21 protein-coding genes are annotated in these 23,772 nt (G+C 62.2%); 10 read left to right on the top strand and 11 right to left on the bottom strand.

The window, feature by feature from the left end; all coding sequences use genetic code 11:
• Positions 1–67: 67 nt before the first annotated feature.
• Together V6M89_RS03375 and V6M89_RS03370 are read left to right on the top strand one after the other, a co-directional pair.
• Entirely contained in the window at positions 68–1,420 is a 1,353-nt protein-coding gene (locus V6M89_RS03375; protein WP_332851827.1) for an MFS transporter, read from the top strand.
• Positions 1,421–1,571: 151 nt separating this feature from the next.
• The gene (locus V6M89_RS03370) at positions 1,572–2,570 is read left to right on the top strand and encodes a 2-dehydropantoate 2-reductase (protein ID WP_332851826.1); all 999 of its coding nucleotides are present in this window, start codon (positions 1,572–1,574) and stop codon (positions 2,568–2,570) included.
• A 74-nt stretch (positions 2,571–2,644) separates the two neighbouring features.
• On the opposite strand, the gene V6M89_RS03365 is transcribed toward V6M89_RS03370, so the two are convergent.
• Complete coding sequence (locus tag V6M89_RS03365; protein WP_229224808.1) at positions 2,645–2,839, bottom strand: hypothetical protein; 195 nt, start codon at positions 2,837–2,839, stop codon at positions 2,645–2,647.
• 314 nt (positions 2,840–3,153) lie between these two features.
• Here V6M89_RS03365 and V6M89_RS03360 point away from each other — a divergent pair, with 314 nt between their 5' ends.
• Together V6M89_RS03360 and V6M89_RS03355 are read left to right on the top strand one after the other, a co-directional pair.
• The gene (locus V6M89_RS03360; protein WP_332851825.1) at positions 3,154–4,704 is read left to right on the top strand and encodes a fatty acyl-CoA reductase; all 1,551 of its coding nucleotides are present in this window, start codon (positions 3,154–3,156) and stop codon (positions 4,702–4,704) included.
• Between the two features lie 46 nt (positions 4,705–4,750).
• On the top strand, positions 4,751–6,127 hold the full coding sequence (locus tag V6M89_RS03355; RefSeq protein WP_332851824.1) for a wax ester/triacylglycerol synthase family O-acyltransferase: 1,377 nt from the start codon (positions 4,751–4,753) through the stop codon (positions 6,125–6,127).
• Between the two features lie 445 nt (positions 6,128–6,572).
• Here the strand turns inward: V6M89_RS03355 and V6M89_RS03350 are convergent, their stop codons facing one another.
• From V6M89_RS03350 to V6M89_RS03340, 3 genes are all read right to left on the bottom strand, one after another.
• Positions 6,573–7,226 carry a hypothetical protein gene (locus V6M89_RS03350; RefSeq protein ID WP_332851823.1) on the bottom strand — a complete coding sequence of 218 codons (654 nt, stop codon included), beginning with the start codon at positions 7,224–7,226 and terminating at the stop codon, positions 6,573–6,575.
• A 77-nt stretch (positions 7,227–7,303) separates the two neighbouring features.
• Positions 7,304–7,636, bottom strand: coding sequence for a low molecular weight protein tyrosine phosphatase family protein (locus V6M89_RS03345; protein WP_332851822.1), 333 nt, complete (start codon positions 7,634–7,636; stop codon positions 7,304–7,306).
• Positions 7,637–7,717: 81 nt separating this feature from the next.
• Positions 7,718–8,620 (bottom strand): energy transducer TonB, encoded by a 903-nt coding sequence (locus V6M89_RS03340; protein WP_332851821.1) that lies wholly within the window; start codon positions 8,618–8,620, stop codon positions 7,718–7,720.
• A 165-nt stretch (positions 8,621–8,785) separates the two neighbouring features.
• Here V6M89_RS03340 and V6M89_RS03335 point away from each other — a divergent pair, with 165 nt between their 5' ends.
• From V6M89_RS03335 to V6M89_RS03310, 6 genes are read left to right on the top strand one after another with little or no spacing between them, the layout of a single operon-like run.
• A complete protein-coding gene (locus V6M89_RS03335) occupies positions 8,786–10,384 on the top strand; it encodes an inorganic phosphate transporter (protein ID WP_332851820.1) in 1,599 nt (532 codons plus the stop codon).
• A gap of 14 nt (positions 10,385–10,398) precedes the next feature.
• On the top strand, positions 10,399–11,319 hold the full coding sequence (gene ppk2, locus V6M89_RS03330) for a polyphosphate kinase 2 (RefSeq protein WP_199538412.1): 921 nt from the start codon (positions 10,399–10,401) through the stop codon (positions 11,317–11,319).
• A 50-nt stretch (positions 11,320–11,369) separates the two neighbouring features.
• On the top strand, positions 11,370–11,741 hold the full coding sequence (locus V6M89_RS03325; RefSeq protein ID WP_332851819.1) for a VOC family protein: 372 nt from the start codon (positions 11,370–11,372) through the stop codon (positions 11,739–11,741).
• 7 nt (positions 11,742–11,748) lie between these two features.
• Positions 11,749–12,375, top strand: a complete 627-nt coding sequence (locus V6M89_RS03320; protein WP_332851818.1) for a VOC family protein — start codon at positions 11,749–11,751, stop codon at positions 12,373–12,375.
• Positions 12,372–12,743: a glyoxalase superfamily protein gene (locus tag V6M89_RS03315; protein WP_332851817.1), complete on the top strand. Its 372-nt coding sequence runs from the start codon at positions 12,372–12,374 to the stop codon at positions 12,741–12,743. Before V6M89_RS03320 ends, V6M89_RS03315 begins: the two co-directional genes overlap by 4 nt.
• Positions 12,743–13,093, top strand: coding sequence for a DUF3147 family protein (locus tag V6M89_RS03310; RefSeq protein ID WP_332851816.1), 351 nt, complete (start codon positions 12,743–12,745; stop codon positions 13,091–13,093). Before V6M89_RS03315 ends, V6M89_RS03310 begins: the two co-directional genes overlap by 1 nt.
• Positions 13,094–13,096: 3 nt before the next feature.
• Here the strand turns inward: V6M89_RS03310 and V6M89_RS03305 are convergent, their stop codons facing one another.
• From V6M89_RS03305 to V6M89_RS03275, 7 genes are all read right to left on the bottom strand, one after another.
• Positions 13,097–14,161 (bottom strand): porin, encoded by a 1,065-nt coding sequence (locus V6M89_RS03305; RefSeq protein WP_332851815.1) that lies wholly within the window; start codon positions 14,159–14,161, stop codon positions 13,097–13,099.
• A gap of 16 nt (positions 14,162–14,177) precedes the next feature.
• Entirely contained in the window at positions 14,178–15,473 is a 1,296-nt protein-coding gene (locus V6M89_RS03300; RefSeq protein WP_332851814.1) for an MFS transporter, read from the bottom strand.
• Between the two features lie 42 nt (positions 15,474–15,515).
• A complete protein-coding gene (locus V6M89_RS03295; protein WP_332851813.1) occupies positions 15,516–15,989 on the bottom strand; it encodes a gluconokinase in 474 nt (157 codons plus the stop codon).
• 216 nt (positions 15,990–16,205) lie between these two features.
• Complete coding sequence (locus V6M89_RS03290) at positions 16,206–18,539, bottom strand: GH92 family glycosyl hydrolase (RefSeq protein ID WP_332851812.1); 2,334 nt, start codon at positions 18,537–18,539, stop codon at positions 16,206–16,208.
• A gap of 110 nt (positions 18,540–18,649) precedes the next feature.
• On the bottom strand, positions 18,650–19,852 hold the full coding sequence (locus tag V6M89_RS03285; protein WP_332851811.1) for a cyanophycinase: 1,203 nt from the start codon (positions 19,850–19,852) through the stop codon (positions 18,650–18,652).
• A 56-nt stretch (positions 19,853–19,908) separates the two neighbouring features.
• Positions 19,909–22,692 carry a TonB-dependent receptor gene (locus V6M89_RS03280; protein WP_332851810.1) on the bottom strand — a complete coding sequence of 928 codons (2,784 nt, stop codon included), beginning with the start codon at positions 22,690–22,692 and terminating at the stop codon, positions 19,909–19,911.
• 29 nt (positions 22,693–22,721) lie between these two features.
• The gene (locus tag V6M89_RS03275; protein WP_332851809.1) at positions 22,722–23,726 is read right to left on the bottom strand and encodes a MurR/RpiR family transcriptional regulator; all 1,005 of its coding nucleotides are present in this window, start codon (positions 23,724–23,726) and stop codon (positions 22,722–22,724) included.
• Positions 23,727–23,772: the final 46 nt, after the last annotated feature.

The following is a 23,772-nucleotide window of genomic DNA, read 5'->3' as shown; positions in this document are numbered from 1 at the left end:
GGACACTTTGTCCTAGGAGCCGGGACATATACGTGATAAAAATATCAACGTAAAAGAGACAGAGATTATGGCCACTACGACTACACCAAACGGCGTGCATGTTGGCGCCCAAGAACCATCTCAGGCCGGTAATGATGCACGCAACATCAATGCACGGGACGACGATCACATCTCACCCGGCGAAATAGCGGTCGGCGTCGTCATCGGGCGCGCTTCCGAGTATTTCGATTTCTTTGTCTACGCGATTGCTTCCGTACTCGTGTTCCCTTCGCTGCTGTTCCCGTTCGACGGGCGGCTGGAAGGCACTTTGTACGCGTTCACCATCTTCTCTTTTGCCTTTATTGCAAGGCCTATCGGTACCGTGATTTCAATGGCCGTTCAGCGCCGCTACGGGCGTGAGGCCAAGCTGACCGGGGCGCTGCTGCTGCTGGGCTCCACCACCGCCGGCATTGCTTTCCTGCCATCATACGCCGACAACGGCTTTTACTCCATCCTCATCCTGTCGGTGTTGCGCATCGGCCAAGGCCTGGCCTTGGGCGGCTCGTGGGACGGTTTGCCGTCGCTGCTGGCGCTCAACGCTCCTGAAAACAAGCGCGGCTGGTACGCCATGCTGGGGCAACTCGGCGCGCCGGTCGGCTTCTTCATCGCCGCCGGCCTGTTCTGGTACCTGATCGGCAACCTGAGCGACCTGGACTTCATGGACTGGGGCTGGCGCTATCCGTTCTACGTGGCCTTCGCCATCAACGTGGTGGCGCTGTTCGCCCGCCTGCGCCTGACCTCCACCAGCGAGTACGCCAAGCTGCTGGAAGAGCGCGAACTGCAGCCGACCAGCGTGATCGAAATGGCCAGCTCGCAGGGCCGCAACCTGATCATCGGCGCCCTCGCCGCGCTGGCCAGCTACGCGCTGTTCCACCTGGTGACGGTGTTCCCGCTGTCGTGGATCACGATTTACTCGCCGCGCTCGGTGACCGGCTTCCTCGGCACGCAGATGGTGGGCGTGGTGCTGATGGCGGTGGGCGTGGTGGCGTCCGGCGTGATCGCCGACCGCATCGGCCGCCGCCGCACGCTGGGCTCGCTGGCCATATTGATCGCGGTGTTCAGCGGCTTCGTGCCGATGCTGCTCAACGGCGGCGAAGGCGCGCAGGACACCTTCATCATGCTGGGCTTTGCCTTGCTGGGCCTGTCGTACGGCCAGGCAGCCGGCGCGGTGACGGCCAACTTCCCGGCGCAATACCGCTACACCGGCGCGGCCTTCACGTCCGACCTGGCGTGGCTGGTGGGTGCGGGCTTCGCACCGCTGGTGGCGCTGGGCGTGTCGTCGCAGTTCGGGCTGGCGTATGTGGGCTTGTACCTGCTGTCGGGCGCAGTCTGCTCGCTGGCGGCGCTGAGCCTGAACCGCGCGCTCGACATCCGCAACTAATTAGTCGCATCAGAAGCGCCCCCCCCCCGAAGCGAGGCGGGGTCTGACCCCGTACGGGGTCAGACCCCTGTGGCGCTTTGCGGGTCAGGCGCCGCACACGACGCATATACTTCTGCTAAGCTTTCATTCTTTACCCCACCCGGAGTATCGAATGAAGGTATGCATAGTAGGCGCCGGCGCCATCGGCGGCTTTATCGGCGCCCGCCTGGCTGCGGCGCGATCCTGTGACCTGAGCGCGTACGCGCGCGGCGACACCCTCGCCGCGCTGCGCCAACACGGCTGGCGCCTGCAACAGGGCGACACGCTGATCCAGGCCCCCGCCGCCCACGCCAGCGACAACGCGTCCGAACTGGGGCTGCAAGATGTGGTGATCATCGCCGTCAAGGGCCAGGCCCTGGCCGCCGTGGCCCGGCAGATCGCGCCCCTGATCGGACCTGAAACCATCATCCTCCCCGCAATGAACGGCGTGCCCTGGTGGTTTGGACAGGGCGTGGCCGCCATCGGCGACGAGCCGCTGGCCAGCGTCGATCCCGGCGGCCTGGTCGCGGCAGCGCTGCCCTACCGCCAGGTGCTGGGCTGCGTGGTGCACGCCAGCACCTCCACGCCGTCGCCAGGCCTGGTCAGCCACAAGATGGGCAATGGCCTGATCATCGGCGAACCGGCCGGCGGCGACTCCGAGCGCGCGCAGAAGCTGGGCGCACTGCTGCGCCTGGGCGGCTTCGACGTCAAGGTATCGGCCGATATCCGCTACGACATTTGGTATAAATTATGGGGAAATATGACCCTGAATCCCGTGTCCGCCATCACCGGCGCCACGGCGGACCGCATCCTGGACGACCTGCTGGTGGCCGAATTCTGCCGCGCCGCCATGCGCGAGGCGGCCATCATCGGTGAGCGCATCAACTGCCGCATCACCGAAACACCCGAGCAACGCCACCTGGTCACACGCAAACTGGGCGCCTTCAAAAGCTCCATGCTGCAGGATGCCGAGGCCGGCCGCATGCTGGAGCTGGACGCGCTGGTGGCCGCCGTGCGCGAGATCGGCCAGCGCTTGCAGCTGGCCACCCCGCACATCGACGCCCTGCTCGGCCTGACGCGGCTGTTCGGCCGCGTCCACGGCCTGTACCCGGCCCCGGTCATTCCCGCGTAGGCGGGAATCCATAGATCGTCCCCGGAGCCGGCTCAGCATGGGTTCCCGCCTTCGCGGGAACGACGATGCTATGCCTAGCGCTCGTCGCGGTTACCCCGCTCATCGCGGCTGCCCGACTGGCGCTGGGCTGGATCGCTGTTTTCCTTGTTTTTCGTATCGCGGCTGGTATCCACGCTTTGCTGCTGGCTGCCGCCGCGAGTACCGCTCTGCTGCGAGCCCGGCGTACCGGATTGTTTGCTGGTGTCCTGTGGCTTTTGATTCTGCGTCATGATCGTCTCCTGGAAAGTTTATGGATGCCGGCCTTGCCGGTGATGCATCCTGATCCAGGCAGACGCGACGCGGTATAGGCGCACCGCCCATGGCCGTGTAAGACCAGGCTGAGTTCCCAAGGAACATAGAGAGCGTTGCGCAAATGCCTCAATGTTGCAAATGGGGCCATATCCGTTTCCCTCGTACTCACACCTCATGACTCGCGCAGCCATGCGTTTGGCTTCCAAAGCCACTGCAAAATCGCCAGTCACTCCCCGGTTTCGCTCTAAGATCGGCTCATTGCAGTAATGACACCGTTTCTGAGAAGCCCCCTATGAAACCAGCATTGAACGTACACGCAGCACTGTCCGGTAAGCGCGTACTGATTACCGGCAGTACCGGTTTTCTCGCCAAGGTAGTGCTGGAAAAGCTCATCCGCAGCGTGCCGGACATAGGCCGCATCGTGCTGGTGATCCGCGGCGGCCGTGGCAAGAAGAACGGCGACGCCCGCACCCGCTTCGAGCGCGACATCGCCACCTCCTCCGTCTTCGACCGCCTGCGCGCCGAACGCCCTGGCTTCCTGGCCGAGTTCTTCGCCGAGCGCATCGAGTGCGTGACCGGCGAAGTGACCGAGCCGTGCTTCGGCCTGGCGCTGGCCGAATTCAACGCGCTGGCCCGCCGCATCGACCTGGTGATCAACGCCGCCGCCAGCGTCAACTTCCGCGAAGCGCTGGACGAGGCGCTGGCCATCAACGCCCTGAGCGTGCAGAATGTCGCCGAACTGGCGCGCGCCAGCAACGCGCCGCTGGTGCAGGTGTCCACCTGCTACGTCAACGGCTACAACCGTGGCGCCATGCTGGAGCAGAATGTCACGCCGGCGCGCGCCGCCATCCCGCGCCACGCCGACGGCCATTATGATTTATACGGTTTACTCAAACACCTGCAACACCGCGTCGCCGCCATCAAGGCCGAAACCACCGACGCCGAGCAGCTGACGCGCCGCCTGACGGAGCTGGGCATCGCCGAAGCCAACTACCACGGCTGGAACGACACCTACACCTTCACCAAGTGGATGGGCGAGCAGATGGCGATGCAGGCCATGCGCGGCAAGACGCTGACCATCGTGCGCCCGTCCATCATCGAGAGCACCCTGCAGGAACCGGTGCCCGGCTGGCTGGAAGGCGTGAAGGTGGCGGACGCCATCATCCTGGCCTACGCGCGCGGCAAGACCAGCTTCTTCCCGGCCAAGCCGAACGAGATCGTCGACATCGTGCCGGCCGACCTGGTCGCCAACAGCATCATCCTGGCCGGCGCCGAGGCGCTGGCCGATCCGGGCGCAACGCGCATCTACCAGGCTTGCACCGGCTCCGCCAACCCGATCTCGGTCGGCCGCGTGATCGAACTATTCCAGACAGAATCGCAGCGCAACTGGCGCAACTACGAGCGGCTGTTCTACAACGAGCCCAAACACGGCTTCCGCGTCGTCAGCCGTCCGGTCTTCCTGTTGATGCTGCGGGCCATGAGCCTGGGCGCGAAAGCGTGGAGCGGCGTGCGCCGCCTGCTGGGCGCGGGCGAATCGCCCAAGCTCGAAGCACTGCGTACCACGCAGCTGCTGGCGTTGACGTTCTCGTTCTACACCGCGCCGCGCTACGTGTTCCATAACAAATCGCTGCTGGCGCTGGCCCAGCGCTTCGGAAGCGAGGACCGGGCGCGCTACACGGTCGACCCGACCATCATCGACTGGCCGGACTACCTGTGCCGCATCCACATGACGGGCTTGAACCGTTATGCGCTGCGGCCGCGTTCACCCAAATCGTTGGAGGCGGCGGCGGCAGCGGCGCCGGTTCCAGAGCAGGAAACTGAAGCACGACCAGTAAAAATATAAACGGACGTCGACCAAGATTCGACGCCGTACCAGGAGACAGCATCACATGAGCAAACCAACCGCAGCACCGGCGGCATTGACGCGTCGCGACTATGCATGGCATCGCATGGACACCGACAAGAACCTAATGGTCATCAACAGCATCCTGCTGTTCGAGGGTGCGGTCGACATGGAGCGGCTGATTTCCACCATCGGCCTGCGCCTGCCGAACTACCCGCGCTTCACGCAGAAGGTGGTGCAGCGGCGCGGCCGTCCGCACTGGGTGGAGGATGACCAGTTCAACATCGCCCAGCACATCAAGCTGGAACAGATGTCGCAGGAAGTCAGCCGCGAAGAACTGCAAGGCCACATGACCCGCATCGCCCACCTGCCGCTGGAACGCGACCGGCCGATGTGGCATATGACGGTGCTGGACCGCGTCAACGGCGGGCATGCCATCGTGTTCCGCGTCCACCACTGCATCACCGACGGCCTGGGCTTGGTGCACGTGCTCAATCACCTGACCGACGACAACGGCGTACATGGCCGCACGCCCTCGCCGGTCGGCCACCCGCACCGCGCCACCGTGGCGCAAAACGCCGTGTGCTCGGCGGTGGTGCGCGGCGTATCGTGGCTGAAGATCGCCTTCCACGTGGCGCGCCTGTCGGTGCTGTGGCCCGACGCGCCCAGCCAGTTCAAGGCGCCGATGACCGGCGCCAAGCAGTTGGTATGGCTGCCGCCGCTGGAGATGGACCGCGTGCGCGCCATGTCCAAGCGCATGGGCGTGACCTTGAACGATGTGTGGGTGGCGGCCGTCTCCGGCGCGCTGCGCAACTACCTCGGCGAGCGCGGACAACGTCCCGATGGCCGCGCGCTGCGCGCCGCCGTCACCTTCAACCTGCGCGAGAAGGCCAATGCCTTCCAGCTGGGGAACGAGTTTGGACTGGTGGCGGTGGAACTGCCGACCAATGTGGACGATCCCTGCGTGCGCCTGCGCCAGTCCAGCGACCGCATGACCGCCATCAAACGCTCGCACCAGCCGCGCGCCACGATGGCCTTCCTGTCGATCGCCGGCTGCCTGCCGACCGCCTTGCAGCACTTCGCGCTGAACCTGTTCACGTCCAAGGGCTCGGTGGTGCTGACCAATATCGAAGGCCCCGGCAGCCGCCGCTACCTGGCCGGCTCGCGAATGACGGACCTGATCTGCTGGGTGCCGCAAGCGGGCAAACTGGGCGTGGGCCTGGCCTTCATCTCGTATGCGGGCCAGATCCAGCTGGCCCTGTTCGTCGACACCGACCTGGTGCCCGACCCGGACCGCCTGATGACGCTGACCTACGATGCCTTCGAGGAGCTGGAGCTGGCCACCCGTGCAGTGCCGGGTGAGGTGCCGCAGGAGACCGCTGACAACGGATTGACAGGGGCGCCGCTAGCCCCAGCTCGCTAGATCATTGAATTCATGGGTTGTCGAAGCCGGTGCCGGAAAAGGAGCGTTCAATGATGCGCCTCATTTCCGATACCGGCAGCATTCCGTACCTCACTATAACTCCTCATAGGAAATTAATTTGATTTGTAAAACGAGTACCGCAAATGCGCACGCGATAAAGATTGGACCAGGTAAGCCAGCTACAAATTTTTGATAGCGATTCAAGAATATTGAGATAAACAAAAAGGCAGGGAATACGTAATTTGTTGCCTGCCTCTTGATTCTGAGTTTGGTTGCGCATACAGGGCATTTGATAATTCTTCGACCAAAAGAGCTCAAGTGATCAAGAAGAGTAATCGAGTTATTTTTACAATGCGGACATTTATACATAATTCCTCCATCCAAGCCGATCGTCCTGGTGGCACGCCGCGCAGCTTCGGGGTCCGTTGAAATAACCAGGTCTGCCTCATTGCTTGCACTTGACTCCAATGACTTCGTTGAACTGGTTCGCTGGCCACGATGCAGCTCTCCAAAGGTAGGTTCCAGGTCCAATGAATCGCATTTCCCACTCGCGAAATTCATCTGGGATGCCCACGAGTTCAGACCCGTACTTGATGATGAGCACATTCGTTGTCGAGCGGACTACACTGGCCGAGTACTGTGTCACCTCATCCCCTGCGCCGACCTTCCACTTCCGGTCGTTCTTGAACGTGAGCGTTTTCCCATCCGAGGAGAGTTCGAGGCGCTGATGCAGGTTATCGGGCCTGCAGCCGAACTGATAGTTGGTGCTCTCGGCCCATACGCCGTCGAGCATAGACCGATCGAACGCCTGCGCATTCGCAGCACCGGAAAACAGGGCAAGGCAGATCATGCCTAGCAAGATAATGGCCTTGATTCCCAGCTCAGCCCACGGCGATTTCATATCCCCGTTCGGATTGCTCCAACCACCTGCTAGATCATCATCAATGGTAACCAGATGTCCCACGAAGGCCAAAGCCGCGAAACCGATGACGGTATAAATGTAAGGCACATTCCAGATCGCCGAGAGAGTGACCGCGGTCAAGCACACAACGATCAGAAGGATAACGTACGGCTTAAGTTCGACAGGATTCACAGCCATTTCCCCTCTTGATTCGGGCGCAGACTTTGTGCGTAGTTTTTTTCGCGCCGTGGATAAATACGCTGGCCAACATCAGACTAAGATGACGAACGCAAAAATCTCCCAGCTTTCACTTCCAAGAGTTTGATGAGTTCTGGCTGCATGTACTCATAATCATCAGGAATATCAAGACAGATAACACGTTTCCCATTCAAATATGAACGAAATTTGGAGGAGAGCCGATTCCGATGGGCTTTTTCCATAACAAAAATGATGTTAGCCCAAGCTATCTGCTCGGACGAAAGTGGCACGGTCGCGTCATTTCCCAAGCCAGCCGAGTCGGTTTCGACATCCGGCCAACTGGAAAAAATCTGTTCTGCCGTCGGACTTCTCAGACGGTTCTGACTGCAGATGAATAATGCTCGCTTCAATCGTTTTCATCCTAAAAAATACGCTCATCAAAAATTAACAGCAGCAGTCGTAACGATGCCAGCGGGGCTCCTACCCTCGCCCTAGTCGAAGCGAATGCGTAACGGATAGAGCATCGCACAAGGCTTGCCGCCGCAGACGGCTGGCTTGAACTTCGCTTTAACGAACTGTGCAGCTGCAAATTGCGTCGCGTTCTCATCGGGCGACTTCAACACCGTGGCATTAACGAATTTCCCATGTTCGTCAATCAGTACATCCATTTCCAGGTCTCCAGACCTCCCCGTAACGCTTCTTGCAATCGTCTCGATGATCGCAGCTGGCCCGCCTTCAGGATAGGGCGGCTCATCCGTTGAGCCCAGGAACACGTAGTTGTGCTTGACCTTCAGTTGTTGCGCGAGTGTGAGTTGGGAATATGAGCGATTAAACGGAACATTGAGACCGGAAGCAAGTGCGTCCGGCAGTCTTGATCCAACGTGCGCGTCACCATTCAGTGTAAATTTGGTTTCCGTACGGTCGGCAAATTCAGCTTGCTCTTGCGGAATCCCGTGCACAAACTGCCGCTGCTGCTTGGTTCCATTTGGATAGGTCACAACACCCATGCCATGCGGCTCATCGTCGTCCCATAGGCCCTCATAACTACCGCCTAGTTCGGTCATTTTGCCAAATCCCTGACGTTTATCGTCATTAAATACGCCCTCATAAATACTGCCGGTTTTTACGAGCACACCCTGACCTTGCCTGCCCCCCTTGACCATGGAGCCTTCGTAGGTGGAGATTAGGATGTCACGGTAAAACCAGCGCAGCGTGCCAGTGCCTTCCGCGTAGCCATCCTTGCACCCGCCGGACCAGCGCACATATTCATTTGAAACGGGATTTTGCTTGAGCACCCGGCAATCCTCCGGGCCGGCATATTTCGGCGCCGACGCGGCCCAGCCGGATTGCGACAACATGAAAAACGAGCAGACAGCCAGGAATTTGATTCGCATTGTTACCTAAATTCGAATTTGTTGAATTGAAGAACTATACAGCGACACCCAGTAAAAAATACTCACGCATTATCACTTCTGACAATATTGCTATAAATGTCGTCACACCTCCGTCATATTCGACAAGTACATTCAGCTACCACCTTGATACTGGAGCTGAATGGCATGAATACGGTCGTCCAACCCGCGCGCATCAGTCCCGCCGATAGCAAGAACACCCCCATCACTGCCCTGATCTTCGTCGTGCTGCTGGTCGCAGGCCTGCTGTTCAGCGCCTACAGCCTGCGCTCGGACGTCACCGAAGCCGGGCCGGTCGCCACCAGCTGGCTGCCCTACATGCTGCTCGGCCTGGCCCTGCTGATCGCGCTCGGCTTCGAATTCGTCAACGGCTTCCACGACACCGCCAACGCCGTCGCCACCGTCATCTACACCAATTCCATGCCGGCCAACGCCGCCGTGGTCTGGTCCGGCTGCTTCAACTTCCTCGGCGTGCTGACCTCCAGCGGCGCGGTCGCCTTCGGCATCATCTCGCTGCTGCCGGTCGAACTGATACTGCAAGTGGGTTCCAGCTCCGGCTTCGCCATGGTGTTCGCGCTGCTGATCGCCGCCATCGTCTGGAACCTGGGCACCTGGGCGCTCGGCCTGCCCGCGTCGTCGTCGCATACGATGATCGGTTCCATCCTCGGCGTCGGCATCGCCAACGCGATGATGCATGGCCGCGACGGCACCAGTGGCGTCGATTGGGCGCAAGCGTCCAAGGTCGGCTACTCGCTGCTGCTGTCGCCGATGGTCGGTTTCGGCTGCGCCGCCTTGCTGTTGCTGGCGTTGCGCGCTTTCGTCAAGAGCCGCGAACTGTACGAAGCCCCCATCGGCAATACCCCGCCGCCCTGGTACATCCGCGGCCTGCTGATCCTCACCTGCACCGGCGTCTCCTTCGCCCACGGCTCCAACGACGGCCAGAAAGGCATGGGCCTGATCATGCTGATCCTGGTCGGCACCGTGCCGATGGCCTATGCGCTAAACCGCGCGCTGCCGGTCGACCAGGTGACCCAGTTCGTCGCCGTCGCCCAGGTCACGCAGCAATCGCTACAAAAATACATCCCACCCGCTGTACCGGAGGTCGCCGAACCGCGTCCGGTGCTGTCGGCCTACATCCGCACCAAGGAGTTGACGCCCACGGTGGTGCCGGCGCTGGCCACACTGATCGGCGACGTCGGCCAGGCGGTCAAGCAGCATGGTTCGCTGGCCAAGGTGCCGGCGGAAACCGTTGGTAACGTCCGCAACGACATGTACCTGGCGGCGGAAACGATGCGTGTGATGGACAAGACCAAGGCCCTGCCCTTCGATCCCGACACCGCCGCCAACCTGAAAGCCTTCAAGCAGCAGCTCGACGACGCCACCAAGTTCATTCCGCTGTGGGTCAAGGTGGCGGTGGCGATCGCTCTTGGCCTGGGCACCATGGTGGGCTGGAAGCGCATCGTCGTCACCGTCGGCGAGAAGATCGGCAAATCCCACCTGACTTACGCGCAGGGCGCGTCCGCCGAACTGGTGGCGATGCTGACCATCGGCGCGGCCGACATGTACGGCATGCCGGTATCGACCACGCACGTGCTATCGTCCGGCGTGGCCGGCACGATGGCGGCCAACCGCTCCGGCCTGCAATGGTCCACCGTCCGCAACCTGGCCATGGCCTGGGTGCTGACGCTGCCGGCCGCGATCCTGTTATCGGGTTCGCTGTTCTGGCTGTTCTCTCATATTTTCTGAACCAAGGATTTACCATGCGATTGAATGAAACCGATTTGATGGAACGCGTGCAGCGCGAACTGACCGACAGCTATGACGAAGAGCTGGAGATGGAACTGGAAGACCGCGAGATCGATCCCGTCACCCGCGAAGTGATGGTGAGCGAACGTAGCGAAGAAGCCAAGGAAGCCCGCCGCCAGTACTTCCGCGAGCTGTTCCGCCTGCAGGCGGAGCTGGTCAAGCTGCAGGATTGGGTGGTCCACACCGGCCACAAGGTCGTGATCCTGTTCGAAGGCCGCGACGCCGCCGGCAAAGGCGGCGTTATAAAACGCATCGTGCAGCGTCTGAACCCGCGCGTGTGCCGCGTGGCCGCGCTGCCGGCGCCGAACAACCGCGAACGCACGCAGTGGTACTTCCAGCGTTACGCCTCGCACCTGCCGGCCGCCGGCGAGATCGTGCTGTTCGACCGCAGCTGGTACAACCGCGCCGGCGTCGAACGCGTGATGGGCTTCTGCACCGACGACCAGTACGAAGAGTTCTTCCAGACCGTGCCGGAGTTCGAGCGCATGCTGGCGCGTTCCGGCATCCAGTTGATCAAGTACTGGTTCTCGATTTCGGACGAGGAGCAGAACGCTCGCTTCCTGGGCCGCATCCACGATCCGCTCAAGCAGTGGAAACTGAGCCCGATGGACCTGGAATCGCGCCGCCGCTGGGAGGAATACACCAAGGCCAAGGAGATCATGCTGGAACGCACCCACATCCCGGAAGCGCCGTGGTGGGTGGTGCAAGGCGTGGACAAGAAGAAGGCGCGCCTGAACTGCATCCATCATCTGCTGCAGCAGATGCCGTATGTGGAAGTCGAGCATCCGGCGATCCAGCTGCCGGAACGCGAGTACCACGACGACTACGTGCGCCGCCCGGTGCCGCTCGAAATCATCGTGCCGGAAGTGTACTGAGTGGCCCCTGTGTGCTAGAGTTGACCGATCGTCCATATGAGGAGATCGACATGCAACTCGGCGCATTTTCCATCAGCCTGGCGGTCAAGGACTTGGCCGCCTCGCGGGCTTTTTATGAAAAACTGGGCTTCAAGGAGTTCGGCGGCAACGCCGCACAGAACTGGCTGATCCTGAAGAACGGCGACCATATCATCGGCCTGTTCCAGGGCATGTTCGAGAAGAATATGCTGACCTTCAATCCGGGCTGGGACCAGAACGCCAAGGCGCTGGACGGCTTCACCGACGTGCGCGAGATCCAGCGCCAGCTGAAGGCGCTGGGCGTCGGCCTGGACAGCGAAGCCGACGAGAGCACCACCGGCCCCGCCAGCATCATCCTCACCGACCCGGACGGCAATCCCGTCTTGATCGACCAGCACCTGTAGCATCAGTGTGAGCCGCATCGATCACATCACCGTCACCGCGCCCACGCTGGCCGCCGGCGCGGCCTTCGTTTTCAACACACTCGGCGCAACGCCGCAGCCCGGCGGCGAGCATCCGCGCATGGGCACGCACAACCTGCTGCTGCGACTGGGCGACGCGCTGTTCCTGGAAGTCATCGCACCGAATCCCGAAGCGCCTGCGCCCGGACGACCGCGCTGGTTCGCGCTCGACGACCTGGCGACGGATGCCCAGCCGGCGCTACGCACCTGGGTGCTGAGCGCAGGCGACATCCACTCGACGGCCGCTGCCAGCACCGAGGATCTGGGCCTGGTGGAGCCGATGTCGCGCGGGCAGCGCAACTGGCTCATCACCATACCGGCCGACGGCTCCATCGCGCTTGATGGTGTGGCGCCGGCATTGATCAAATGGGATGACCATCCACACCCGGCCGCCGGCCTGACCGACCAAGGCCTGTCGCTGGCAAAACTGGAGATTTGCCATCCCGATCCGCAGCGGGTCTCCGCCCTGCTGACTTCCCTCGCGCTGTCGGATGTGGTTGAATACCGGCCTGGCGACCAGCCGCGCCTGGTTGCGCACATCAACACGCCGCAAGGCATGAAAGAACTTTCCATATGAACCTGAGCCACGTCACCCCTATCCTGCGCAGCTGCAATGAAGCGCAAACGCGCGAGTTCTATGTCGACTTCCTCGGCTTCAAGATCGACTGGGAACACCGCTTCGAACCAGGTTTCCCGCTGTACTTGCAAGTCTCCAAAGGCGACTGCATCCTGCACCTGACCGAGCATTTCGGCGACTGCAATCCCGGCGGCGCGATCCGCATCGCCACCGATGGGCTGGACGAATTCCATACCGAGCTGATCGCCAAGCAGTTCAAGTTCGCCCGCCCCGGTGTCGAAGACAAGCCATGGGGTACCCGCGAGATGTCGATCCAGGATCCATCCGGCAACCGCCTGACGTTTGTCGCGACAGAGGGCGATAAGTAATGGCCTGGCTCATCATCAAGTATCTGTTGACGTCCGCCGTCGTGGTCGGCGTCTCCGAATTCGCCAAGCGTAGCGACCGGATCGGCGGCCTGATCGCCGCGCTGCCGCTGGTCACGCTGCTTGCGCTGATCTGGCTGTATGTTGAAAAACAACCCGAGCAGAAAATCGCCAATCACGCGTGGTACACCTTCTGGTATGTGGTGCCTACGCTGCCGATGTTCCTCGCGTTTCCCGCGCTGCTGCCAAGGATCGGCTTCTGGCCGACCCTGCTGGCCTGCATCGTCATCACGATTGTCTGCTTCGGGCTGTTTGCGCTGCTGGTGCGTCGATTCGGCATCGACCTGCTGTAACGCCTAGAAGCGGTGACGCAATCCGACGGTGAGCTGGCGGTTGCCGATGCCCGGTTCCTCGCTGTTGCCTTCCGTGTAGCCGCCGCCGTTGTGGTTGAGTATCACCGCATACGAGGTGTAGATGTCGGTGCGGCGCGAGAACGCGTACATATAGGCCAGCGCGTATTGCTGCGCATCCTGGTTGCGTACCGTGCGGTCGTTCTTGCGGATGTAAGTCGCAACAACGGTGCTGACGCCAAACGGCGCCGACACGCCAAGCAGCATGTCCGTACTGTCCGTGGACGCAACCGGCGCCGGGCCCGCGAAATTAATCACCGAACTATTGAGCGGTGCGCTGTTCAGCCCTTGGTCGACGCCATAGCCGAACCACGCCTTGGCCGGACCGAAATCGTAATTTGCGCCCAGCAGCGTATTGCGCGCCGTGCTGGTGTTTTTCAGCGTCGCCGTGTCGTTGTTCTTGTTGTGGTAGGCCAGGCGCACATTCAGCGGTCCATTGCTGTAGCCGAATGAGCCGCCCAGCGCGCGGTTGGCGCTCTGGTCGCCCGCCACTTCGCCTGCCACGTACATGGCGTCCGCGCTGAAGCCCTTGATGGTCGGCGTACGGTACAACACCGAGTTACCGGCCCGGAAACCGGTCGAAGCCATCAGATTGTTCGAGCGTGCCACGCCGTTACGCAATGGATCGACGATCGTGTTAAGCGTCGTGAACAACGGCGTATCCTGCAAGCCGATGGAAACGGCGCCGTACTTGCTGCCCAGGCCGACGATGCTGGTGCGTCCGAACAGCGTGTTGTTCTGGGTGGAGCTACCGTTGTCGGCGTGAATGCCGCCTTCGATCACAAAGAAGGCCGTCGCGCCGCCGCCCAGGTCCTCGCTGCCACGGAAGCCCCATCGGCTTTGGGTCGCCATGCCGCTGGTGGCGCGGGTCGAGGTGCCGGCGATGCCGCCGCGGTCCTGGGAAATACCCATGTCCATCACACCATAGAAAGTCACATTGGTTTGCGCGAAAGCGGTGCCGTTGCAAGTGCTAAGGACGAGCGCACCCAGCGCATATATGCTTTTTTTCATTTTTGTCTCCGGGGATTTAAGAACGTACGGGGTCGGGAATCGCTTCGATCTTGCCGAGTACGAAGACAAAGGAGACTATGCCAATCACCAAAATCACACCGGCAACCATGAAGGCATTGGTGAAGGAATTGGTGGCGCCGACGATCATGCCGGTGACGATAGGTGCAGCCGCGCCCATCAGGTTGTTAGCAAAGTTCATGATGCCGCCGATGGTGCCGGCGCCGCCCTTGGGAGCGATCAGCGATGGCAGGGACCAGCCCACCGGCGCAGCAGAAGCCAGGCCGCCCAGCGCGATCGAGATCCAGAAAATTGCCCAGACCGGATCGGTGGTCTGCGTGGCGCCGAACACGGCCAGGCCCAGCACCATGCCGCATACCAGCACGCCTTTGCGCACCAGCGATTCGTCCTTGCCGCGCGAGATCAGGTGATCGATCAGCCAGCCACCCACAAACAGGTCGGCCACCGTCGCCACCAGCCAGGGGATCGCAGCAAAGCCCGCCGACTTCAGAATACTCATGTGCATGGTCTGCACCAGGTAGCCAGGCAACCAGGTCAGGAACAGGTAGAACGAGTAGCCATACGCCGCGAAGCCGATGGTCAGGCCCCAGATCTTGGATTTGGTCAGCAGATAACCCAGCATGTTCAGCGCGCCGGCATCGGACGGACCTTCGGGCGCAGCGCCGCCTTCCTGGATGTAGCGCAGCTCTTCCTTGCTCAGCTTGGGATCGGCGCTAGGGTCGCGGTACAGCACATAGAACGCGATGAAGTAGCTGAAGCTGAGCACAGCGGTCAGACCGAAACCCCAACGCCAGCCGAAGGTAACGATGGTCAGCGCCAGCAGCGGCACGCCGATCACGTTGGAGAACTTGGCGGCGGCGTCGAAGATTGCCGTGGCCATGCCGCGTTCATTGCGCGGGAACCAGTAGCCGGTGGCCTTGGCGCTGACCGGGAACGCTGGCGCCTCGGCGATGCCCAGCAGGATGCGGGCGGCGAAGATGCCGGCGAAGCCGCTGGAAAACGCGGTGATGGTCGCGGCCACGCCCCACAGGAACGCACCCCAACGGCCGACGCGGGTAGGACCGAAGCGGTCCATCACCATGCCGACCGGAATCTGCAACAGCGAGTAGGACCAGGCGAAGGCGCTGAACAGCAGGCCCAGTTCGACCGGGGTCAGGTTGAACAGCTCCTTGATCTGCGGCGCGGCGACGGACAAGCCGATACGGTCGATGTAGTTGATCAATACACCCATGCCGAGCAGCGCGCCTATGCCCCAGCGTCGTTTTGGAATCTTGGTGGTCGTTGTTGTTTTCATGGTATCTCCAGATGAGTTATGGATTGCCCGCTATTGCTGCGGCTATGGGTACTGCAAAATAAGACTGACCAGCTGCTGTGGCGGCAAGGTCAGGTCCAGGCGCAGGCCGGCTTCGTCGGCCTGCAATGGTTCAAGGTCGCGCAACTGGCTGTCGAGCAGGCTGGGCGGCATGTAATGGCCTGTGCGTGCTTGCATCCGGCCTTCGATGACGGCGCGTTCGCCGCTCAGGTGGGCAAAGCGCAAGTCCGGGTCGGCCTGGCGCAGCAGATCACGGTAACGGCGTTTGAGCGAGGAGCACGACAACACCAGCCCGTCGCCACGCTGCGCCGCCTCACGGATTTTGCCTTGCAGCGTCAACAGCCAGCCGGCGCGGTCGTCGTCGTTGAGCGGAATGCCGGCCGACATTTTGGCGACGTTTTCCGCCGGATGAAAACTATCGCCCTCAAGAAACGGCAGGCCTAGTTCAGCGGCCAGGCGCGAACCGATTTCGCTCTTGCCGCAGCCACTGACACCCATGACAACCCACCGACTCACTGCACTACTGTTCATACTTGCCTCTTCGTTGTTAGCGCTAACATGTCGTGTAGTTTAGCGATTCATGAGGCGTTGTAAAGAATATTCCATGCTGCGGCGCAGCAAGTGTGGCGCCGAGTGCACGCTGAGATGATAGCGCTATCAATCAAGGCTAAAAGAAACGGCAAGTGCAATCTGCACTTGCCGGGCTAAAACAACTCAATACGCTGTCTGCGTGTAGGGACGAGCTGTACTGCCCTTGCCCCATTCGACATTCGGCTTGCTGGCCATGGTGAATACCAGCTCGCCACCCGCCGTGATCTGGTCATGGCGCAGGAAGGTTTGCGCCAGCGGCTTGCCGTTCAGCGTAACGCCGGCGACGTACACGTTCTCCGCGCTCAGGCCCACGCTGCGGATGGTGAAGACCTTCCCGTTCGGCAGCTTCATCACCGCCTTGTCCAGGAACGGACGGCCGATCACGTACTCGTTGCTGCCGGGCGCCACCGGATAGAATCCCAGCGCCGTAAAGGCCAGCCAGGCCGACATCTGACCCAGATCGTCGTTGCCCGACAGGCCAGCCGGCGTCGTGTTGTACTGCGACGCCACCACCTGCGTCAAACGCTTCTGCGTCTTCCACGGCGCGCCGGCGTAGTTGTACAGGTAGGCCACGTGGTGCGAAGGCTCGTTGCCGTGCGCGTAGTGGCCGATCAGGCCGGAGATATCCTCCATGTGGGCATACACCTTCTCGTCCACCTTGGCGTCGAACATCATGTCTATCTTGTTCTGCAAGCCGGCATCGCCGCCCAGCATCTTGATCAGGCCCGCGTTATCGTGCGGCATATACCAGGAATACTGCCACGCGCTGCCTTCGGTGTAGTCGCTGCCGAAGTTGGACAGCACCGGATCGAACGGCTCGCGGAAGCTGCCGTCGGACTTCTTCGCGCGCAGGAAGCCAGTCTTGGTGTCGAAGGAATTGCGGTAGTTCTGCGCCCGCTTGTAGTAACGCGCGGCGATATCCTTCTTGCCCATCTTCTCCGCCATGCGGGCGATGGTCCAATCGTCGAAGGCGTATTCCACCGTCTTCGACGCCGCCTCCGGTTCCAGGTCGATCGGCACATAGCCCAGCTTCATGTAGTGCTGAAGGCCGCCGTATGGGCCATATTCCGCGCTGCTGGTCATCGCCTTCAAGGCCTCTTCGGCGTCGAAGCCCTTCAGGCCCTTCATGTAGGCGTCGGCGATCACCGGCACGGCGTGATAGCCGATCATGCACCAGGTCTCGAGTCCGTGGAACTGCCACACCGGCAGGATGCCATACGGGCTGGCCTTCTGCGATTCGATCAGCGAGCGCACGAAGTCCACATTGCGCTGCTCCGGCTGGATCAGCGTCAGCAAGGGATGCAGTGCGCGATAGGTATCCCACAGCGAGAAGGTGGAGTGGTAGCGGAAGCCCTGCGCCTGGTGCACCTCGTTGTCCGGTCCACGGTAGCGGCCATCGCGGTCCATGAACAGGCTCGGAGCCAGCATGCTGTGATACAGCGCCGTGTAGACCATCTTGCGCATGTCGGGCGCGGCTTCGATCGCCACCGCGCCCAGCGCCTCGTTCCAGGCGGCGGAAGCCTTGGCGCGTTCGGCGTCGAAATCCCAGCCCGGCATCTCGCCCAGGTTGGCGATCGCGCCCTCCTCGCTGACGGCGGAAATCGCCACCTTCACTTCCAGCTGGCCGTCGGCCGGCACGCCGAAGTCCAGCGCGCCGACCAGCGCCTTGCCCTCGACCATGGCCTTGTCGCCAGGACCGCTGCCCGGACCGGCGAAGCCCTTGTACTCGACGTCCGCCTCCATATTGCGCAAGGCGCGCGATGTCAGTGGATGCGAGAACGCGATGGCGAAGTACAGCTGGCGGCCGGCGGCCCAGCCGCGCGTCTCGCGCATGCCGGTGATGAGGGTGTTGTCGCGCACGCGCAGGCGGGACCACAGGTTCTTGGCCTTGTAGTCGTAGATGCTGCTGCGCAGGTCCAGTATCACCTTGGCCTCCGCGCCCTTGGCGTAACGGTAGCGATGCAGGCCCACGCGCTCGCTGGCGGTCAGTTCTACATCGACCTCGTTGTCCATCAGCCTGACGGCGTAGTAGCCGGGTTCCGCATGTTCATCCTGGTGCTTGAAGCGTGAGCGGTAGCCGCTGAAGGGGCGCTCCGGGTAGCCCGGTTCCAGTTTGGTCTCGCCGCTGTATGGCATCAGCAGCAGGTCGCCCAGGTCGGAATGGCCGGTGCCGGAGAAATGGGTATGCGAGAAGCCCAGTATGCTGTCGTCCTCGTAGCGGTAGCCGGCGGCCCAGGGATAGCTTTGGCGGAACGGCCGCACCTGCGTATCGGGACTCAGCTGGATCATGCCGAACGGCCGCGCCGCACCGGGGAAGGTGTGGCCGTCGCCGCCGGTGCCGATGAACACATCGACGGCGGCGGCAGGGCTGGAGGGCTCCGCGGCAATGGCAGGAAGGACAGGAAGGACCAGCGCCAGCGCGATCGCGCCGGCAGATATCAGTTTGGTGGCGTGCATTCGGCTTCCAGAGGTAGGGGCGATCCAACTTTATAACGCTGGACGCCGCACCGGTCAACCGCATGGCTTCATGCAAGCCACTTGTTTAGCGAAACCGCTAAACAAACGCCCTATTTGTACCAGGGCCGTGTTATTTGCAGCGGCCGCACATCGAGCCGCAGGTTCAGGATCGAATAGCTCTCCGAGCTTGCGGACGCGTAGCCGACGCTGTCCACCAGGCGGCTGAACTTGAACTCGAAGCCCAGGTCCTGGCGCGGCTGGCCCGGCGCGGCGGTGGCGATGCCGATCGCCTCGGCCTGCGAATTGTCGATCAGCTTTTCCATCATCACCAGCACGGCGTTGTGGCCGAGGATATCGGCGGAATACACCGGCTCCCTCATGGCCGGCTTTTGCGGATCCACCTTGCCTTCCACCTTGTCGGCCGACGGCGTGAACTGGCGGGTCCGAAGGTTGTAGCGGTCGCCGCGATCCAGATAGCTGATGCGTACATTCGAGATATTGAACTCCTTGCCGCCCTCGCTGGTCGCCTGCGACAGGTCGAGCAGCAGCGCGCCCTGGTAACCCAGCACCTCGACCTCACGCGCCGCATTGATCACCATCGCGGTATTCTCGTCGATGCCCAGGCCCAGCTTGTATCCCTTCTTCAGCATGGCCGGCAGCATGCGGGCGAAGCGGCCGCGCGCCAGCAGATGCTGGTCGACAAAGACGTCGCTGCCGACAAAGCCCAGTCCCGGCGCCAGTTCGCGGCCGTCGTTGACGCCCTGCGCGAGCGTGCCGAACACGGTCTTGGCGTTGTAGTACATGGTGCTGCTCATGATCGCCGCGCCGGCGCTGCTGCCGGCGATGACGCCGCCGCGCCGGTAGACATCCCAGATCGCTTCCAGCACCGCGCTGCGGCTGCCATCCGGACGAACCAGCGCCTGCGTGATCAGCGCCTGGTCGCCGCCGGTGAAGTAGACGCCGCCGGCCGCGCGGATCGCTGCGGCCAGGGCTGCGTCGTCGGCGTCGCGGCGATAGTCGCGATCCTTCAGGTTGACCGACACCGGCACCACAAACGCGGACGCGCCATAACGATTCAGATAGCCGGCCAGGTTGGCGCCGGAACGCTCGGGGTTGGCGGCGGCGCTGGGCAGCACCGCGATCCGCGCACCCGCGCCGCCCGCCAGCTGCACCACGCGCTGCCAGACCACGGCGTTATCCGCCCGCAGCGCACCACCGACGATGACCAGCGAGCCTTGCGGCGCAACGTCCGCCGCGACTACCTGCGTGCACCACATGACGGCAGCCGCCAGCAAACCAAGAAAACGAACCATACGATATTCCCAATTGACACCGGCGGCGTCGGAACGGCGCCGCCGGTAAAGCTAGATTACTTGAAAGCGTAATTTACACTGACAAACGCGCTTCTTCCACGTGGATCGGTGTAGGTGGGATCATACCCGGCCAGGAAGTAGTATGCCTGATTGGAGTACGGCGGCGCCGTATCGGCCAGGTTAAGAATCCCCGCCCGCACTTTGAACTGCTTGCTCACGGTCCAACTACCGGTCAGGTCCCACAGGGAGTACGGCTTCACGCGGCGCGACGGCAGCACCGTATCGCTGACTGGATCGTAGGTGGTGTTCTGATCCACGTAACCGGAAGAGAACTGATTCGCCAGCGTCAGGCCGAACGGGCCGCGATCCCACCCAAAGCTGATCCTGTGGCGCCACTTCTGTATCACCTGATCGTTCAGGAACGACCCCAGGTTGCTGCGCAGCGGTTCCAGCGGACCAAACTGGCGCTCATACTGCAGGACCAGCGTGCCGGTCATATTGACGCTGAAGCGGCCCGCGGCACCGGCCGCACTCTTGTAGTCGATCCCCAGATCCAGGCCGGAGGTATTCAACTTCCCCTGGTTTTCCTTTTGCAGAACGATGTTGGTGATATAGCCGTCGGCGTCCCGCTGGATGTACTTCCCTTCGTATTTGGCGGCATTGTCGACGATGATTTGTTCGCCCAGCGTGCTGATAACGTCGCTCTTGCGGATGTCCCAGTAGTCCAGCGTGAGATTGAGCTCGCGGCTTGCCTCGAACGCCACGCCGAGCGAGAACTGGCGCGACTTCTCGGGCTTCAGATTCGGATTGGAGCGGCGTTCGACCGGATACTGGTCGGTACAGCCGTCGATGCTGTCCAGGCCCGTTTTCACGCACACCGGATCGGTCAGGAAGCTCGACGCGCTGCCATAGGTGGTGGGCCGCTTCAAGTCCGACAGCGAGGGCGCGCGGAAGCCGGTGCCGGCCGAGCCGCGCAGCACCAGCTGCTTCACCGGCGCCCAACGCACGCCCAGCTTGGGATTGGTGGTGGAGCCGACTTCGCTGTAATGGTCGTAGCGCAGCGCCGCCTGCAGTTCCAGTTGTTTGGTCAACGGCGCATTAATCTCGCCATAAACCGAGTACACGGTGCGGCTGTCGTCGGTGGCCTTCAGATCGGTGGTCGAGCCGGCAGCCAGACCGGAATCGCGGTCGCCGGCGATGTTATTCGACAGCAGCAGCGCCGACGGCGTGAACGTGGTGTTTTCGCGGCGGCCTTCGGCGCCGATCGCCAGTCCCAGGTCGCCGCCTTCCAGGCTGGCCAAGGTGGTCGAGACCTTGCCATCCACCTGCGTCGACGTGCCCCTCGATTTGCGCGCCTCGTCGTTGACCTTGATGCTGTTGACCAGATCACGCCCCGCCTGCGACGAAGGGCCGAACGGGTTAATGGCGCCTGAACGCACGCCGGCGTCGAATTTATCGTACAGCACATAACCGTCGACGTACTTGTCGACCGCCTTGTTCTCCGCGCGCGACAAGCCCGCGTCGTAGTCCCACCCGGCCACCGTGCCCGCCGCGCCCAGCACAATGCGCTGCGCGTCGCTGGTCACCTGATTGCTGCGGTTGCCCGCCTCGGTCATCCGATAGCGGATACCGCTGAAGGTCGCCGGCAAGCCCGGCGCGCTCAACGCCGCCCGGTACAGGGATGGCAGCAGGCTGACCGGCAGGCTGCGGATGCGCTGCGGATTCGGGCTCAAGACATAATCGGATTTCGCCTCGGACTGCACCAATTCCAGGAACACCTGATGGTCGGGATGCACCTGGAACGTGGCGCGGCCGATGAAGCCGATCTTGCTCGCTTCCGGATAGATCTCGGTATCTTCCATGTAGTCGTAGCTGCAGCCCAGCGCTCCTCCCGGTCCCTTGGGCGCATACACCGTTGCCGGCGGCGCGCAATTGGGCGCGCTGGGGTTGATGCGGGTGGCTGTGGCGCCCTTCGGCAGCACGCCGGCGGCGATCAGCGCATTGCGCTGCGCGCCATTGATGTCGATATTGGCCGGATAGGTGTTGCTGGACATGAGGGCCGGCAGATTGGCGGCCAGCGGGCGGTTCTTGATGAAGTCGCGCTGGCTGGAGCGCAACGAATCGAGCTGCTGCACGTCCAGCACGCCGAATACATTAAAGCGGTCGGTGGTCAGGTCGCCATGGCCGGCGCTGATGCTGGCGGTGCGCTTGCCGGCGCCGCCCTGCTGCGTGCCGGCCATCGAGCCATTCAGCTCAACCCCGGTATAGTCCTTGCGGGTGATGAAGTTGATCACGCCACCGATCGCATCGGTTCCATAGATCGCCGAAGCGCCGTCCTTGAGCACCTCCACCCGCTGAATCGCGCCCGCCGGAATATTGTTCAAGTCGACGCCGGCGTTGTCGCCGGGCGAAGCGAAGTTGGCGAGGCGGCGCCCGTTGAGCAGCACCAGCGTGGACGACACGCCGATCCCACGCAGATTGGCGCCATTGAATCCGCGCTGTCCCGACGTGCCGTCGGTGATGCTGGCGCCGTCCGACAGCGGCGCGGTATTGGCGCTGATATTCTTCAGCAGTTCGGCGGCGGTGGTGACGCCGCTCTTGTCAATATCTTCGCGACGAATGACCTGCACCGGCAGCGCGGTTTCCGCGTCGATGCGTTTGATGGAAGAACCGGTAATCTCCACGCGCTGTATTTTCTGGCCCAGGTCCGAGGACTGGGCGTGCGCGACCTGGCCCGGCAGGCCGATGGCCGCCGTCATGCCGAGCGCCAGCCGGATCGCTCCCGCCAGCTTGTTATACCGTTGCGCCTGCGGCGCCGTTCCTATCTGATGCAGACTCATTCCCAACTCCCTGTTGAAGTTTGATGCGGTTATGTGGCTCCGCTTTTCGCGGTGCGCTTCTTCACCTTTGTAGTACCGGCGCGGCCGGCGTTCCTGGTGTTCTTGCTGCTCGCGGGGCCATACAGGTAGGCGGATATCGCCTCCGTCAAGCGCGCGGCCTTTTCTACGTTGTCCTTGTTCGAAACCATCAGCGATACCGCCAGCGCCTCGATCACCGCAACCGCCGCCGTCGAGCTGCTCGGCAGCACGGCATGGCCGCTGTTGGCGTACAGCACATGTTCCGAAACTTCCACCAGCGGCGACGCCGGCGCATCGGTAATCGCGATCACGCAGGCTTTGTGATCGCGCGCATACTGCGCCAGGCGGATCACGTCCAGCGCATAGCGCGGGAAGGAGATCACCACCAGCACATCGTTGGCACCGATGTTGGCCAGGTGGCCGGCAGCCACCTCGGTGCCGCCCTGTCCCGCAGCCTCCACCACATGCGCGCAAAACGGCTGCAGATGCAGCGACAGCAGGCCGGCCAGGTAAGACGACAGGCCGAAGCCCAGCACATACACGGTGCGCGCCCGGCTAAGCTTTTGCACCGCCTGCACCATCTCCGACTGCGACTGCGCATTGCGCGTGGCGGTGATGTTGGCCAGCGCGTACTCCATGCTCTGATCACCCGGCCATGCGGAGCCTTCGCGGTTCTCTATCGTGTGTCGCAGCTTGTCGACCGGCTGCATCTCCGAATGCAACGTCTCGGCCACGGCGCTGCGCATCGCGGCGTAGTTGGCGAAACCGATATCGCGCGCAAAACGGCTGATGGTGGCCGTCGACACCTGGCATCCCTCCGCCATCTCATCGATCTTCAGCGCAGTCACCCGCATCGGATTGCGCAGCACGAAGTCGGCGATGCTGCGGTTCGAGGTCGAGCCTTCGGCCAACACCCCGGACAGCGTGTGGCCAATCGACGACTGGGCGAAAGCGACATCCGCCGACGAACTGCGCGCTGCCATCACGGTTTTGTTTGCTGATTTACTGTTAGTCATACAGCTCTCCTTTTCCGAAAGACCGTAAGCATACTTACATTTTCGA

Source organism: Duganella sp. S19_KUP01_CR8 (genome assembly GCF_036688705.1).
Taxonomy (GTDB): Bacteria; Pseudomonadota; Gammaproteobacteria; order Burkholderiales; family Burkholderiaceae_D; genus Rugamonas.
The sequence above is the reverse complement of the archived record's forward strand: the minus strand, read 5'-3'. Positions and strand labels throughout refer to the sequence as shown.

What these genes read in the sequence shown, in the direction of transcription:
- V6M89_RS03375 (WP_332851827.1), top strand. Translation starts at nt 68, where the DNA reads ATGGCCACTACGACTACACCAAACGGCGTGCATGTTGGCGCCCAAGAA.
- V6M89_RS03370 (WP_332851826.1), top strand. Translation starts at nt 1,572, where the DNA reads ATGAAGGTATGCATAGTAGGCGCCGGCGCCATCGGCGGCTTTATCGGC.
- V6M89_RS03365 (WP_229224808.1), bottom strand. Translation starts at nt 2,839, where the DNA reads ATGACGCAGAATCAAAAGCCACAGGACACCAGCAAACAATCCGGTACG.
- V6M89_RS03360 (WP_332851825.1), top strand. Translation starts at nt 3,154, where the DNA reads ATGAAACCAGCATTGAACGTACACGCAGCACTGTCCGGTAAGCGCGTA.
- V6M89_RS03355 (WP_332851824.1), top strand. Translation starts at nt 4,751, where the DNA reads ATGAGCAAACCAACCGCAGCACCGGCGGCATTGACGCGTCGCGACTAT.
- V6M89_RS03350 (WP_332851823.1), bottom strand. Translation starts at nt 7,226, where the DNA reads ATGGCTGTGAATCCTGTCGAACTTAAGCCGTACGTTATCCTTCTGATC.
- V6M89_RS03340 (WP_332851821.1), bottom strand. Translation starts at nt 8,620, where the DNA reads ATGCGAATCAAATTCCTGGCTGTCTGCTCGTTTTTCATGTTGTCGCAA.
- V6M89_RS03335 (WP_332851820.1), top strand. Translation starts at nt 8,786, where the DNA reads ATGAATACGGTCGTCCAACCCGCGCGCATCAGTCCCGCCGATAGCAAG.
- ppk2 (WP_199538412.1), top strand. Translation starts at nt 10,399, where the DNA reads ATGCGATTGAATGAAACCGATTTGATGGAACGCGTGCAGCGCGAACTG.
- V6M89_RS03325 (WP_332851819.1), top strand. Translation starts at nt 11,370, where the DNA reads ATGCAACTCGGCGCATTTTCCATCAGCCTGGCGGTCAAGGACTTGGCC.
- V6M89_RS03315 (WP_332851817.1), top strand. Translation starts at nt 12,372, where the DNA reads ATGAACCTGAGCCACGTCACCCCTATCCTGCGCAGCTGCAATGAAGCG.
- V6M89_RS03310 (WP_332851816.1), top strand. Translation starts at nt 12,743, where the DNA reads ATGGCCTGGCTCATCATCAAGTATCTGTTGACGTCCGCCGTCGTGGTC.
- V6M89_RS03305 (WP_332851815.1), bottom strand. Translation starts at nt 14,161, where the DNA reads ATGAAAAAAAGCATATATGCGCTGGGTGCGCTCGTCCTTAGCACTTGC.
- V6M89_RS03300 (WP_332851814.1), bottom strand. Translation starts at nt 15,473, where the DNA reads ATGAAAACAACAACGACCACCAAGATTCCAAAACGACGCTGGGGCATA.
- V6M89_RS03295 (WP_332851813.1), bottom strand. Translation starts at nt 15,989, where the DNA reads ATGGGTGTCAGTGGCTGCGGCAAGAGCGAAATCGGTTCGCGCCTGGCC.
- V6M89_RS03290 (WP_332851812.1), bottom strand. Translation starts at nt 18,539, where the DNA reads ATGCACGCCACCAAACTGATATCTGCCGGCGCGATCGCGCTGGCGCTG.
- V6M89_RS03285 (WP_332851811.1), bottom strand. Translation starts at nt 19,852, where the DNA reads ATGGTTCGTTTTCTTGGTTTGCTGGCGGCTGCCGTCATGTGGTGCACG.
- V6M89_RS03280 (WP_332851810.1), bottom strand. Translation starts at nt 22,692, where the DNA reads ATGAGTCTGCATCAGATAGGAACGGCGCCGCAGGCGCAACGGTATAAC.
- V6M89_RS03275 (WP_332851809.1), bottom strand. Translation starts at nt 23,726, where the DNA reads ATGACTAACAGTAAATCAGCAAACAAAACCGTGATGGCAGCGCGCAGT.